We start from the raw sequence: 14,069 nt of genomic DNA, 5'->3' as shown, positions 1-14,069 counted from the left end.
GCGGTGGTGACGGCGGCCGGCGTCCCGGTGGTGCCGGCCGTGGACGATCTCGCCGCCGGCGCGGCGGGCGCGCGCGCGGCAGCGGAGCAGCTCGGCTACCCGCTGCTGGTCAAGGCGGCGGCGGGCGGCGGCGGCAAGGGGATGCGCGTCGCGCGCGACGAGAAGGAATTGAGCCGTCTGTTCACGCTCGCGCGCGCCGAGAGCGAAGCGGCTTTCGGCTCGCGCACGATGTACCTGGAGAAGTACCTCGAGCACGCACGGCACGTCGAATTTCAGATTATCGCTGACACCCATCGCAACGTGATTCACATGGGCGAGCGCGACTGCTCGATCCAGCGCCGCCATCAGAAGGTCCTGGAGGAGGCGCCGTGCCCGGTGATGACGGCGCGCCTGCGCGAGAAGATGGGCAAGGCGGCGGTGCGCGCGGCGCAGGTCGTGGGTTATTCCAACGTCGGCACGGTTGAATTCCTGCTCGCGTCCGACGGCACCTTCTACTTCATCGAGATGAATACGCGGATCCAGGTCGAGCACGGCGTCACCGAGATGGTGACCGGGGTCGACCTCGTGCGCGAGAGCCTGGCGCTCGCGATGGGCGAGCGGCTGCGGTTCAAGCAACGCCAGGTGAGCATCGCCGGCGCGGCGATGGAGTTCCGCATCTATGCGGAGGATCCGGACACGCATCTGCCCTCGCCGGGGGTCGTGTCGAATCATCATCCGCCCGGGGGGCTCGGCGTGCGCGTGGAATCGGCGCTGTACGACGGGTACCGGGTGCCGGTGCACTACGATCCGTTGATCGCCAAGGTGATCGTGCACGCGAGTGACCGCCCGGGCGTGGTGATGCGAGCGCGGGCTGCATTGCGCGAATACCTCATCGACGGCATCAAGACCAACATCCCGCTGCACCTGCGTATTTTGCAGGAGCCGGATTTTCTCCGCGGCGAATTTGCAACCGACTTCCTCGGCCGTTTCGAGCGCGACACGCACGCTGCCGAAGCGGTTCGTGCCGCAGGCCGCTGATCCGCACCAGGCGCTTTCGTAAGCGGGCCGCGCAGGGGCGGCAATGCTTCGTTCCCTCTCGCCGGTGATATAGTCTCTTGAGAATCCATCCGGTACTCTCTGCGCAGTCTGACTCAAGGGAAGAGGCGCAAAGGAAAAGGTTAATGAGCGGCAGCACAACTCCAGATCGTCAGCAAAAGCCACCCGCAAACTTCCGCTTCGATTCGAGCAAGATCGAGTGGAAGGATTTTCTGACCGAGGGCTGTTACTACCGGATCCTGGACGTCAACGTCGAGGCTCATTCGGCGGACATGTTGGTCAAATTCGATCCCGAGGGCCTTTGTCTCTACCATCGTCACGTCGCTCCGACCACGACCCTGGTGCTCGAAGGCACGCTTCACGTGTACAACCAGACCGAGCATGGCGTGGTCGAGAAGGTGAAGCCGGCGGGCTCGTTTTCGAGCGGGGCCGAAGATGAGATCCACATCGAGGGCGGCGGCGACGAGGGTGCTGTGGTTTACTTCAGCATGCGGGGCAAGGACGATCGGATCTACGATTTGCTGAACACCGACCTGACCTTGCGACGGGCGATAACCGTGCAGGATTTCGCACGAGATTGGGAACACTGGTCGAAAAAATAGGATTCGTCCGCCAATCGCGCGCCGCGCGCTGCCTGTCTCACATGAAGTCATTCGCTGATACGAAGTCCCGCGTCAGCTCAGCTTTGGCGCTTGCCCTGATGCTTGCGATCGCGGCGCCCACGCGCTGCGCGCTTGCCGCGGACTTGCCTTCGGCCGGTTCGTCGCTGCTCGGAGAGCAGCAGCCGGGAGCGGGAACGGAGGGGACGCCCAAGGCCGAGGTCACCGAGCCGGCGTACAATTTCGGCACCGCGCTCAGCGGTCCGCCGATAAACCACGCCTTCATGATCAAGAACGTAGGCAACGGGCCGCTCGAAATCACGAAAGTGACGCCGTCGTGCGGATGCACCGCCGCCAAGCCGAGCAAGAACCTCCTTGCGCCCGGTGAGGTTTCGACCATCGCGGCCTCGGTCGATACTAAATTCGAGCAAGGCCACAGCCTCTCCGTGGTAACGGTCAGCACCAACGATCCGGCGAACCCGTCGCTGCAACTCAAGATCGAAGGGGTGATCAAGCCGCAGGTGACGGCGCAGCCGATCGACATCGACTTCGGCAGCGTCCATCAGGGAAGCGCTGCCGCACGCGACGTCGTTATCAGCGACACGATCGGCGCGAAGGGCTTCGCGCTCAAGTCGGTCACGAACGACAGTCCCTATGTCAAGGTCAGCGAAGCGGTGCGCACCGACGGCAAGTCGGGAGCGCTGCTGCATGTGACGCTCCTGCCGTCGATGCCGCCGGGGCCGATCAGCGACACGCTCCGTATCGAGACGAACCTCGCGCCGCTGCGCGTCGCGGTTCTCGGCGTGGTGCAGGGCGACCTGGTGGTCAAGCCGAGCCAGGTGTCCTTCGGCATGCTGCCGCATCATCAGGGCGCCATCCGGATTGTGCGGCTCACCAACCAGGGCAAGCGCACGATCAACGTGCTCGGCGTGGACAGCACCAGCAACAGCGTGTTCGCGCAGGTGGCGCCGGTGACGCCCGGCAAGGAATACAAGCTGACGGTGGCGCTCAGGCCCAACACTCCAGACGGACAGATCCGCGGCGCGCTGACCATCCGCACCGACGATCCGCAACAGGCGACGCTGACCGTGCCATACTACGGAATCGTCGGATCGTTCAGAAGCTAGGACCGCCCCGCCGGCGGCCGGACGTGCCGATCGGGATCCGCAAACGATTTCCGCGATGTTCGACGCTCGGCCCGCGAGCGCATCGTCGTTTTCGTACTTGTTTCGATAGGTTAGCGCCCCGTATACTTATCCTTGGCGGCCGCGGCGCGCCGCACGCGCTGCGGCCCAAGGCGGCTTGCCGATGGGCGCGTCAGTAATGCTGGAGCCTTTTCGCCGCGTGCGTGAGGTGATAATCCGTTTCGCGACCCGTCAGCTAACCAAACCGCTAAAACGCTACACCGTCGCCTATCCCAACGACCTCGCGGAACTGAAGCGTCAGATTCGCAAGGGCGACGTTCTCCTGGTCGAAGGCAACGAGCGGATAAGCGAGGTCATCAAGTACCTGACTCAGAGTTCGTGGTCGCATTCGGCGCTCTACATCGGCGACGAAGCGGTCAAGCGCGATCCGGAACTCAGGCTCAAGCTCGCCGAGCAATACGGCGAAGACGCGAACTATATGCTGGTCGAGGCGCTGGTGCAGAGCGGCGTCGTGCTGACGCCACTCGCGCGCTACCGCGACTTCAACATCCGCATCTGCCGGCCGTATCGCCTTTCCGAATCGGACCTGAAGATCGTGATCGATGAGGCGCTGGCTCATGTCGGGCGGCTCTACGACCTCAAGAATGCCTTCGATCTCGGCCGCTACTTTCTGCCGGTAAGCCTAGTGCCGGCACGCCTTCGCCGCACGGCGCTGCGTTTTGGCAGCGGCGACCCGACCCGCGCGATCTGTTCGAGCATGATCGCCGAGTGCTTCGATCAGGTGCGATTCCCGATCGTGCCCAGAATCGAGCCGCTGCCCGAGGGCTATCCAACGGCTCTTCACGGCCCGCCGCGCCGGCTGGGCAAGCTGATCTCCAGGCCGGTACATCTGCCGCCTGGCCTCTACCATATGATCTCGCCTTCGCTGGTTACGCCGCGCGATTTCGACCTCTCGCCGTATTTCGAGGTGGTCAAGTTCAACCTGATCGCCGGCGCGCGCTTCGACTACCGGCGAATCGTATGGGCCAACGCGAACTCGGAGGAAACCTCGAGGCTCGAGGCGGGTTGACGGGGCTTGTGCGGGGCGCTTTAGGTCTGCGATAACTAGGCAGCGCGGGAGCGTCGCGCCGCGTCAAACGGCCGGTTCCGCGGACCCTGGGACGGTATCGTGTGCATGAGCAGTCACGAACTTTTGGAGAAGGCGATAGCCAGAATCTTGCATCGCCACTGCAACTTCGGCTGGGCGCATTACTATATCCCGAGCGAGAAGTTTCCGAGCCTTATCGAAGAGCTGGTTGAAGTGGCGAGCCCTGCCGGGCAGGTGAGTCAGGAGGAACTGGTCCAATTCTTCCTCCGCACGCAGCGCGTGAGCTCCGCACAGGAGCGGGCCGCCAGGTTCGAAGAGGAATTCGCCATCTATCGTCGAGGATGACTGCTTCGAGGGTGACTGCGGCGGCCGCGACGCGCGAAAGGCGACCGGCGCTTGCGCCGCGAGGCGCGGGCCGCGCCCGCATGAAGCCCGAGAGAAATCAGTCCGCGGCCTTAACCACTGTCGGGACGGAGGTTTCATCCGACGATGCCGATTAACCAGGCCGAGCCGGCGGAGGCTCACGAGATACTCAAGAACAACCCTGAAGCAATCTACCTCGACGTCCGCACCGAGCCCGAATTCGCCCAAGGCCATCCTGAAGGCGCGATCAATGTGCCTGTGGTCTTCATCAAGGGCCCGGGCCAGATGGAAATCAATGGCGAATTCGTCGAGGTCGTGACCAAAACGCTGGCGCACGGAAGGAAACTGGTGGTCGGATGTCTTTCCGGCGGGCGCTCGCAGCGCGCCTGCGAACTGCTCGAGGCCGCCGGCTATACCGACCTGACCAACGTGCGCGGAGGCTTTGGCGGCGCGCGCGACGCCTCTGGAGGGGTGGTGGTGACGGGATGGCGCGATGCGGGGTTGCCGGTCTCACCGGAGGTCGGTGACCACGGCTATCAGGCGCTGCGCCGCAAGGCCGGCCTCTAGCGCCTCGGGCGTCGGCGCGAACGAGGCTCGTGACTCAGGCCACGGATTGCACCGGATGGCGATTCGGCTGACACGGATTTACACGCGCAGCGGCGACCGCGGCCTGACCGCCCTGGTCGGCGGCGCTCGGGTGGCCAAGGAGAGCGCGCGCCTGGAGGCCTATGGCACGATCGACGAGCTCAACGCGATCGTCGGTATCGTGCGCACCTATCTTCCGGCCCACAGACGCCGCTTCGGCAAGGACTACGGTTGGTATTCGGAGAGCCTGCGGCGTATCCAGAACGAGCTCTTCGACGTTGGCTCCGAACTGGCGACGCCGCCGCCCGCCGAGTACGCCGGGATGCACAAGATTGGCGGGGCGGAAACGAAAAAGCTCGAGGAAGAGATGGATCGGATGCAGGTCGAGCTCAAGCCGCTCAACTCTTTCACGCTTCCCGGCGGCGGCGTGCTCAACGCCTTTCTCCATCAGGCGCGCACCGTATGCCGGCGCGCCGAGCGCGTGTGCTGGTCGCTAAGGCGGGTCGAGCCGATCAACGACCGTCTGCTGGTTTACGTCAATCGCCTGAGCGACCATCTGTTCGTGCAATCGCGATGGGTCGCGAAGCGGCTCAAGGAGCCCGAATTTCTGTGGGACCGGGGCCTCAGAATCGATCCGCGCGCGGCGGTTGCGGCCAAGCGAGAAGCATCGGCGGCAGCCGGGGACGGCGGCAAAGCCGACGGCAACCCCCGCGGTAAAACCCGGGATGCGCCGCGCCGCGGCAAGCGTTAGATTCCATCGCGGGACGAAAAAGAGCTTTCTGGACAGCACGGCAAAGAGAGTAAGCCCATGGCGGAAGCGGAACGGCTCGTGCTCCATCAGGCCCAGGTGGGGCCGATGGCCAATTTTGTTTATCTCATCGGCGACCCCGTGACGCGCAAGGCCGCCGTGATCGATCCGGCATGGGACGTGGACAAGGTTATCGAGTGGGCCGAGCGCTACGGGATGGAAATCGAGCACATCCTGATTACGCATTATCATCCCGACCATCTCGGCGGCAGCATGATGGGGATGACGATCGAGGGTGCCGCGCGGATGCTCGAGCGGGTGAAGGCCAAGGTTTACGTCAACAAGGCCGAGGCCGAGGGCGCGCGCAAAGTGGCGGGATTGAGCGATTCGGACCTGGTCAAGATGGACGCCGGCGACACGCTCAAGCTGGGCGATCTGACGGTTACATTTCTGCACACGCCCGGCCATACGCCCGGATCGCAGTGCTTCCTTTTCGAGGGCAATCTGATTTCCGGCGACACGCTGTTCGTCAATTCGTGTGGGCGCGTGGACCTGCCTGGATCAGACCCGGAGGCGATGTACTTCAGTCTGAACCGGACGCTGCGCAGCCTGCCCGACACGACCGTGGTCTATCCCGGCCACGCGTATTCATCGGAGTCGAGCACGACGATCGGCGCGCAGAAACGGACCAACATGTACATGCGTTTTCCGACGCTCGATGACTTCCTCGACGCGATGGGCTACGCGCGGCGGTGAATCGGCCGATAGATTAACTGACCGGAGATGTCCAGGGACGATCTCAGCCGCGCGCGGGCGGACGCCGAAAAGCTGCGCGAGCAGATAAACCACCACAACTATCTCTATTACGTCCTCGACAGCCCCGAGCTGACCGACGCCGAGTACGACGCCCTGATGCGCCGGCTCGAGGCGCTCGAAGCGGCGCATCCCGAACTGCTCACACCCGATTCGCCCAGCCAGCGCGTCGGCGCGCGGCCCAGCGAAAAGTTCGCCGTCGTCGTCCATCGGCGGATGATGATGTCGCTCGCCAATGCGATGGACGCCGAAGAGATGCGCGAGTTCGATCGCCGGATCAAGCGCTTTCTCCATAGCGACGCCGACGTCGAGTACGTGGCCGAGGTCAAGCTCGACGGCCTCGCCGTCGAGCTGGTGTACGAGGATGGGCGACTGAAGGTGGGATCGACCCGCGGCGACGGAATCAACGGCGAGGACGTGACGCCCAACATCCGCACGATCAAAAGCATCCCGCTGCGCCTGCTCCATCCCGCGCATGTGAAAGTGCCGCGCCTGCTCGAAGTCCGCGGCGAGGTGATTTTGCCGCGGCGCGCGTTCGAGCGGCTCAACAACGAACGCGCGGCGGCGGGCGAGCCACTGTTCGCCAATCCGCGCAATGCGGCGGCGGGGTCGCTGCGCCAGCTCGATCCGAAAATCAGCGCCGCGCGCCCGCTCGACATCTTTTGCCACACGCCCGGGGTGATCGAGGGCGCGAGCTACCAGAGCCAGTGGGAATTCCTGCAAGGGATCAGGTCGTTCGGTCTCAAGGTAAACCCGCTTACGAAAATCTGCCGCGGCGTCGACGAGGTGCTCGAGTATCACGCGCAAATCGCTGAGCAGCGCCACGAGCTCGACTACGAAGCCGACGGCGTGGTCGCCAAGGTCAACTCGTTCGCGCTCCAGGAGCAGTTGGGCGAGGTCTCGCGCTCGCCGCGATGGGCGGTCGCGTTCAAGTTCAAGGCCCAGCAGGCCAAGACGCGGGTCAACCGGATCGCGGTTTATGTCGGACGGATCGGCTCGCTCACGCCCGTCGCCCAACTCGAGCCGGTGCCGCTCGCCGGAGTGACGATTTCCAACGCCTCGCTGCACAACCTCGACGAAATCCGCCGCAAGGACGTGCGCGAAGGCGACACCGTGCTGATCGAGCGCGCGGGCGACGTGATTCCCTACGTCGTGCGAGTGACGAAGGAGGGAAAGCCGCGGGCGAAGCCGTTCCAGATGCCCGCGCATTGTCCGAATTGCGGCGGGGCAATCGTCCACGAGGAGGGCGAGGTCGCCTACTTCTGCGTCAACGTCAACTGTCCGGCGCGCGTGCGCGAGTCGATTCGGCATTTCGCCTCCAAGAACTGCATGGATATCGACGGCCTCGGCGATAAGCTGGTCGGCCAACTGGTTGAAACCGGGCTGGTGAAAGAACTGGACGACGTCTACCGGCTTGAGCACGATCGGCTCGCCGGACTGGAGCGGATGGCCGAGAAGAGCGCGCAGAATCTGCTCGACGCGATCGAGCGCTCGCGCCATCGCACGCTCGACCGTCTGATCAACGGCCTCGGCATCCGTCACGTCGGCGAGAGCACGGCGCGCGCGCTCGCGCTGCGTTTCAGAACGATCGACGAGCTGGGCCAGGCGAGCGAGGACGATTTGCGCTCGGTCCGCGATATCGGCGACGAGGTCGCCCGCAGCATCCGCGAGTATTTCGACGAACCGCGCAACCGCAACGGTGTCGAGCGGCTGAAAAAGCATCTCGACCTGACGCCGCTCCAAGCGCCCGCCGCGCACGGGCGCGCGGCGCTGCGCGACAAGAGCTTCGTTTTGACCGGGACGCTCGAGACGATGACGCGCGAGGAAGCTGAGCAGAAAATCCGCGCCGCCGGCGGCCGCGTGACCTCGGCGGTCAGCCGCAAGACCGACTTCGTCGTCGCTGGCGCGGAAGCGGGATCCAAGCTGCGCAAGGCGGAGGAGCTGGGAGTGAAAACGCTCGACGAACGCGCGTTCGTGGCGATGCTGGGCGTCGAGGGACGCGGCTAATCCCGCGGCGCGGCGATGCCCGGACCTGATCTGGCTCGGCTCCGGATGCTGGTGCACGGGCGCGTGCAGGGAGTGTTTTTTCGCCATGCGGCGGCCGAAGAGGCGCGCTTGCTGGGGCTTCGCGGATGGGTGAAAAATCTTGTAAGCGGCGACGTCGAAATAGTTGCCGAGGGCCCGCGGCGCGAACTAAAGATTCTTGCTGCGTGGGCCCATCAGGGCCCCCGTCTGGCGCGCGTGACCGGGGTGGAGGAGGAGTGGTCGGATTATCGGGGCGACGAGGCGGCTTTCTTGATCCGATAGGTGCGTTGGTTAAGGATTGTACCCTTTCGCCTTTTTTTAGTATTAGCTATAGTTTTGGGTGGCATAAGCACCGTGGCCGGGCCCGCGAGGCTTGGTCTCGTTTGCGGCACGCCCACGTAGCGCAAGGAGTTTGAAAGAAAATGGCTCTACCACCTGAGGCAGCCGGACAAACCGCGGAATCCCACGGTCTGGCCGGTGGGGGTGCGGGACACAAGCGGCGCGAAAAGGTCGAACACGTCGTCATCCGGTTCGCGGGCGACTCGGGCGACGGGATGCAGCTCGCCGGAATGCAGTTCACGACTGAATCGGCGCTGGCCGGCAACGATATAGCGACCCTGCCCGATTTTCCCGCCGAGATACGCGCTCCTGCCGGAACGCTCGCCGGGGTCAGCGGTTTCCAGGTAAATTTTTCCAGCAGCGAAATCTTCACCGCCGGCGATGAACCCGACGTGCTGGTGGCGATGAATCCGGCGGCGCTCAAAGCCAACCTCGACGACGTGCCGCCTAACGGCGTGATTATCGCCGACGTTGCGGCTTTCAGCGAGTCCAACCTCAAGCGCGCCGGCTTCACCTCCAATCCACTCACCGATCATTCGCTCGACAAGTACCAGGTCTTCCAGGTTGACGTTACCAGGATGACGACGCTGGCGCTTCGCGATTCGGGGCTCAACAACCGCGCCGTGATGCGCTGCCGCAACCTGTTCGTGCTCGGCCTGGTGTCGTGGCTCTATCAGCGGCCCATCGCGAGCACGGAGAACTGGCTGGCCGGACGTTTCCGCAAGTTGCCCGACGTGCTCGCCGCCAACGTAAAGGCGCTCAAGGCGGGCTACAATTACGGCGAGACTACCGAAGCGTTCGCAAGCTCGTATATCGTCGATCCCGCGCGCATCGCCAAGGGCTTCTACCGCAACATCACGGGCAACAGCGCGACGGCGCTCGGGTTCGTGGTCGCGGCATGCCGCGCGAAGCGCCCCCTGTTCCTGGGCTCGTATCCGATTACTCCCGCCAGCGATGTGCTTCACGATCTCGCCGGCTTCAAGAATTTTCCCGTCTATACCTTCCAGGCCGAGGACGAGATCGCGGGCGTGGCTTCGGCGATCGGCGCTGCGTTCGGCGGTGCGATCGCGATAACCACGACTTCCGGCCCCGGCATGAACCTCAAGGCCGAGGCGGTGGGCCTCGCGGTCAAGACCGAACTGCCGATAGTTATCACGGATATCCAGCGCGCCGGCCCCTCGACCGGGATGCCGACCAAGCCGGAGCAGGCGGACCTGCTGATGGCGATGTACGGGCGGCACGGCGAATCACCGATTCCGATTATTGCGGCGGCGACTCCGGCCGACTGTTTCGATTGCGCTTACGAAGCCGTGCGTATCGCGACCAAGTACATGACCCCGGTGATCCTGCTGACCGACGGCCAGCTCGCCAACGGCGCCGAGCCATGGCTGGTGCCCGACGCCGACAAGCTGCCCGAGATCAAAGTCGAGTTCCGCACCGATCCGGCCGGCTATATGCCTTACATCCGCGACCCCGAGACGATGGCGCGGCCGTGGGCGGTGCCCGGCACGCCCGGCCTGGAGCATCGGCTAGGCGGCCTTTCGACCGAGGACCAGACCGGCAATATCAGCTACTCGCCGGCCAACAACGAGCTGATGGTGCGGCAGCGGGCGCGCAAGATTGCGGGCATCGCGCGCGAGATTGCGCCGATCGAGATCTTCGGCGAGGGCAATGGCGGCGAGCTGGTGGTGCTCGGATGGGGTTCGACCTTCGGGCCGATTCGCGAGGCGGTCAAGCAATTGCGCGCCAAGGGCAAGAACGTCTCGCACATCCACCTGCGCTATCTGAATCCGCTGCCGAGCGACCTCGGCGACAAGCTAAAGACGTTCCGCAAGGTGATGGTCGCCGAGATGAACATGGGACAACTCCTCAAGATGGTGCGCGCGGACTACCTGGTGGACGCCGTCGGCTGCAACAAGATCCAGGGGCGTCCGTTCAAGGTCAGCGAGCTGACCAACCGTATCCTGCGCGCGCTGGAGGGCTGAAAACAAATGGCTACCGCTTTAACCCGCAAGGATTTCATCTCGGACCAGGAAGTGCGCTGGTGTCCGGGATGCGGCGATTACGCGATCCTCGCCCAGGTCCAGAAGATCATGCCGGAGCTGGGCGTGCCGCGCGAAAACACGGTCTTCATCTCGGGCATCGGCTGCTCGAGCCGGTTTCCGTACTACATGAACACCTACGGCTTCCATACGATTCACGGCCGCGCACCGGCGGTCGCGACCGGGCTTAAGGTCACGCGGCCCGAACTTGACGTATGGGTCGTAACGGGCGACGGCGACGGACTCTCAATCGGCGGCAACCATCTGATTCACGTGCTGCGCCGCAACGTCGACCTGAAGATCCTGCTCTTCAACAACCGAATCTATGGCCTCACCAAGGGCCAGTATTCGCCGACCTCGGAAGTAGGCAAGGTCACCAAGTCCACGCCCGTCGGTTCGGTCGATTTCCCGTTCAATCCGATCACGGTCGCGCTCGGCGCGCACGCGGCCTTCGTCGCGCGCACGGTCGACGTCGAGCAGAAGCATCTCGGCGAAGTACTCAAGCGCGGCCACGCCAATCGCGGCGCGTCATTTATCGAGATCCTCCAGAACTGCAATATCTTCAACGACGACGCCTTCAAGGAAGTGAGCGACAAGACGATTAAAGCCGACCACCAGCTCGTGCTCGAGCACGGCAAGCCGCTCATCTTCGGCAAGAACCGCGACCGCGGTATCCGGATGAACGGGATGCGTCCCGAGGTGGTTCAGCTCGGCAACGGCGTGAGCGAAAGCGACATCGTGGTGCACGACGAGACGAATCTTTCGCTCGCCTTCATGCTGGGAAACTTCGAGCCGCCGATGCCCACGCCGATCGGCGTCTTCTACTGCGCGCCGCGCCCGACCTACGACGCGGCGATGAACAAGCAGCTCGAAGAGGCGAAGGCCAGGATGGGCGCCGGCGATCCGCAAAAGCTGCTGCGCCAGGGCGATACCTGGACGGTCAACTAGGCCGCAATCCCCTCATCGACAGCAAAGGGGCCGAGGGCATAAACCTTCGGCCCTTTCTTTTTTCAGTGATCTCATGGACGCCGCTCCGATGTCGCGGCTGGCGCCTCGCTCAATGCGGAGTGGCTCGAATGCGACGGCCGTCGTTCCGATGCCGCCTTAGCTGCGGCGGGGCAGCTCGACGCGCGCCCATCCGGAAGCGCACAGCTCTCCCTGTTGATTACGCTCTTCGAGCTCGCATTCGACCGCGCCGTTATCCGCCTTGGCCACCGTGCCGGAGCAGGTCAGCACGTCGCCCGGAATCGCGATTCCGCGATTCTGCCATCGAAACCTGAGGACGCGCGCACGTGGCCCGGCCCAGTCCGCCACCGCCTGGTAGAGAAAGCTGCCGTGCAGATGGGCCTGTACCAGCACGTCGGGATAGCCTTCGGTGGCCGCGTAAGGCTTATCGAAATGAATACGATGCGCGTTCCAGGTGACGGCGCTGAAGCGGAAGAGCTGGATGGTGGTCGGCCGTTTGACCAGCGGCGTCAGCGCCGCGCCGGTTTTTATGTCCTCGAAGTAAAGTTGATGGCCATGCATAGTCGGCTTCTCTCTGGTCAGCGCGCGATGAAGGTTTCGCGGCAGGTCACGAGCGGGCGCTCGCCGGCGTCGCGATAAATCTGGATTACCTTGATCAGCAGCAGATCGCCCGAGCGTCCCTGCTTGAGCTCGACGCCGTCGAGCCGCAATTCCATCGTGACCCGCATGCCGTCGGTCACCGGCGCATGGAACTCCAGGTTCTGGCCGCCGCCCATGATGCGCATTCCCTCAAGCGGCAGAAACGCGAATTCGTGGCTGGTGGTGCCGTCGGGGCGGAGCGAATCCTGCGGCGGACCCGTCTGCCAGTTGCGGACCGCGCTCAGAAAGAGCGGAGGCGCGACCGTCTCGGGATAGCCGGCGGCACGCGCGGCCTCGGCCTCGAAGAAGATCGGGTTTAGATTGTCGGCGGCGACGGCGAAGCGCTGGAAGGCCTCCTTGCGCATGATTCCGAGGTCGGTGCGTTCGCTTCGCCCGACGTAGGGTTTGAGTTCTTCGAACAGCGCGGGAATCGAGACGCTCATGAGCCGGTTCTCCGTTCAGCTTTGCGTGCAGATCTCCGTTCAGTCGCGCCAGACCGCAGCTTAGTCGCGTGACGATTGGCCGAGCATGTTGCGCGCGATCATCCAGCGATGGATCTCGGCGGTGCCGTGGCCGATTCGCCAGACGCGCACCTGGCGGAAGAAGCTCTGGATCGGCAGCTCGCGGGTGTAGCCGAGGCCGCCGAAAATCTGGATGCAGCGATCGGTGACGCGCTGCGCCATCTCGGTCGCGTAGAGCTTGGCGATGAACGCCTCGTTGCGGATTTTCTGCTTCGCGTCGGCCATCCAGCCCGCCCGATAGACCAGCAGCCGCGCCGCTTCCAGCTCGACCTCCGAGTCGGCGAGCATCCACTGGATCGCCTGGCGGCTCGCGATGGGCTTGCCCCAGGTGGTGCGCTGCTTGGCCCATTCGACTGCCATCTCGATCGAGCGTGCCGCGATTCCGAGCTGGAACGCACCGATCTTGAGCCGCCCGTGGGTGAGCTGATAGTCGGCGACCGCGAAGCCGCCGTCGGCCTCGCCCAGGCGGTTCGCGTCCGCCACGACGCAATCGGTGAACTGCAGCTCGTGGGGGTCCCAGTTGTCGCCCATGGTGGGAATCTCGCGCGCGACCTTAAAGCCCGGCGTGTCCATCTCGACCAGGAAGCAGGTGATGCCCCGCGAACCCAGCTTGGGGTTGCTCGTAGTGAACAGGATCACGAAGTCGGCGCCCTCGACGTAGGAGATAAACGTCTTGGTGCCGTTCACGATCCATCGGTCGCCGTCGCGCACGGCGGTGGTGCGGATTCGCGCGAAGTCCGAGCCCGCGTCGGGCTCGGTGAAGGCGTAGCAGCTATGCTTCTCGCCGTTGATGATCGGATAGAAGAAGCGTTTCTTTTGCTCGTCATTGCAGAGATAGAGCGCCGGCTCCGGGCTTCCGCCGAACTCGAACATCGCGGGATGCTTGAACAGCTCTTCGTTGATCATGCACATCGCGAGTTGGCCGACGTCGTTGCCGCCGTATTCGGCCGGCACTTCGAGCGCCCAGAAGCCGGCCTCGCGCCCCCGGCGTTCGAGGTTGTGACGGACCTTGATGTCGAGTTTGCCCTTGAGCAGGAATTCTTTCTCGAGCGGCATCAGCTCCTTTTCGCGGAACTGGCGCACGCTTTCGACCATCATGCGATGCTCTTCGGTGATTGCGAAATCCATAGACTCCTCCCGTCTGGTCAGGAATTATTGCGCG

15 protein-coding genes are annotated in these 14,069 nt (G+C 64.0%); 12 read left to right on the top strand and 3 right to left on the bottom strand.

Annotation, left to right across the window (positions count from 1 at the left end):
- From VMI09_11670 to VMI09_11615, 12 genes are all read left to right on the top strand, one after another.
- Window positions 1-1,017 (top strand): ATP-grasp domain-containing protein (locus tag VMI09_11670; GenBank protein HTQ25346.1); only part of this gene is annotated, 1,017 nt, incomplete at its 5' end.
- Between the two features lie 143 nt (window positions 1,018-1,160).
- Window positions 1,161-1,637 carry a hypothetical protein gene (locus VMI09_11665; GenBank protein HTQ25345.1) on the top strand — a complete coding sequence of 159 codons (477 nt, stop codon included), beginning with the start codon at window positions 1,161-1,163 and terminating at the stop codon, window positions 1,635-1,637.
- Window positions 1,638-1,735: 98 nt separating this feature from the next.
- Complete coding sequence (locus VMI09_11660; protein ID HTQ25344.1) at window positions 1,736-2,761, top strand: DUF1573 domain-containing protein; 1,026 nt, start codon at window positions 1,736-1,738, stop codon at window positions 2,759-2,761.
- 181 nt (window positions 2,762-2,942) lie between these two features.
- Window positions 2,943-3,848, top strand: coding sequence for a YiiX/YebB-like N1pC/P60 family cysteine hydrolase (locus VMI09_11655; GenBank protein HTQ25343.1), 906 nt, complete (start codon window positions 2,943-2,945; stop codon window positions 3,846-3,848).
- Window positions 3,849-3,953: 105 nt separating this feature from the next.
- Window positions 3,954-4,211 carry a hypothetical protein gene (locus VMI09_11650; protein ID HTQ25342.1) on the top strand — a complete coding sequence of 86 codons (258 nt, stop codon included), beginning with the start codon at window positions 3,954-3,956 and terminating at the stop codon, window positions 4,209-4,211.
- Between the two features lie 144 nt (window positions 4,212-4,355).
- Window positions 4,356-4,796 carry a rhodanese-like domain-containing protein gene (locus VMI09_11645; GenBank protein HTQ25341.1) on the top strand — a complete coding sequence of 147 codons (441 nt, stop codon included), beginning with the start codon at window positions 4,356-4,358 and terminating at the stop codon, window positions 4,794-4,796.
- Between the two features lie 55 nt (window positions 4,797-4,851).
- Window positions 4,852-5,565, top strand: coding sequence for a cob(I)yrinic acid a,c-diamide adenosyltransferase (locus tag VMI09_11640; GenBank protein HTQ25340.1), 714 nt, complete (start codon window positions 4,852-4,854; stop codon window positions 5,563-5,565).
- Window positions 5,566-5,622: 57 nt separating this feature from the next.
- A complete protein-coding gene (locus VMI09_11635; protein ID HTQ25339.1) occupies window positions 5,623-6,318 on the top strand; it encodes an MBL fold metallo-hydrolase in 696 nt (231 codons plus the stop codon).
- Window positions 6,319-6,345: 27 nt separating this feature from the next.
- Entirely contained in the window at window positions 6,346-8,382 is a 2,037-nt protein-coding gene (ligA, locus tag VMI09_11630) for an NAD-dependent DNA ligase LigA (GenBank protein ID HTQ25338.1), read from the top strand.
- A gap of 15 nt (window positions 8,383-8,397) precedes the next feature.
- A complete protein-coding gene (locus VMI09_11625; GenBank protein HTQ25337.1) occupies window positions 8,398-8,682 on the top strand; it encodes an acylphosphatase in 285 nt (94 codons plus the stop codon).
- A 140-nt stretch (window positions 8,683-8,822) separates the two neighbouring features.
- Complete coding sequence (locus tag VMI09_11620) at window positions 8,823-10,724, top strand: 2-oxoacid:acceptor oxidoreductase subunit alpha (GenBank protein ID HTQ25336.1); 1,902 nt, start codon at window positions 8,823-8,825, stop codon at window positions 10,722-10,724.
- Between the two features lie 6 nt (window positions 10,725-10,730).
- Window positions 10,731-11,729, top strand: a complete 999-nt coding sequence (locus VMI09_11615) for a 2-oxoacid:ferredoxin oxidoreductase subunit beta (GenBank protein HTQ25335.1) — start codon at window positions 10,731-10,733, stop codon at window positions 11,727-11,729.
- A gap of 156 nt (window positions 11,730-11,885) precedes the next feature.
- Here the strand turns inward: VMI09_11615 and VMI09_11610 are convergent, their stop codons facing one another.
- From VMI09_11610 to VMI09_11600, 3 genes are read right to left on the bottom strand one after another with little or no spacing between them, the layout of a single operon-like run.
- Window positions 11,886-12,308, bottom strand: a complete 423-nt coding sequence (locus VMI09_11610) for a hypothetical protein (protein ID HTQ25334.1) — start codon at window positions 12,306-12,308, stop codon at window positions 11,886-11,888.
- A gap of 17 nt (window positions 12,309-12,325) precedes the next feature.
- Complete coding sequence (locus VMI09_11605) at window positions 12,326-12,829, bottom strand: MaoC family dehydratase N-terminal domain-containing protein (protein HTQ25333.1); 504 nt, start codon at window positions 12,827-12,829, stop codon at window positions 12,326-12,328.
- Between the two features lie 60 nt (window positions 12,830-12,889).
- Window positions 12,890-14,035, bottom strand: coding sequence for an acyl-CoA dehydrogenase family protein (locus VMI09_11600; protein ID HTQ25332.1), 1,146 nt, complete (start codon window positions 14,033-14,035; stop codon window positions 12,890-12,892).
- Window positions 14,036-14,069: the final 34 nt, after the last annotated feature.

This window comes from Candidatus Binataceae bacterium (assembly GCA_035500095.1).
Lineage (GTDB): Bacteria > Desulfobacterota > Binatia > Binatales > Binataceae > JAKAVN01.
Note: the sequence above shows the minus strand (reverse complement) of the source record. Positions and strands in the feature narration are given on the sequence as shown.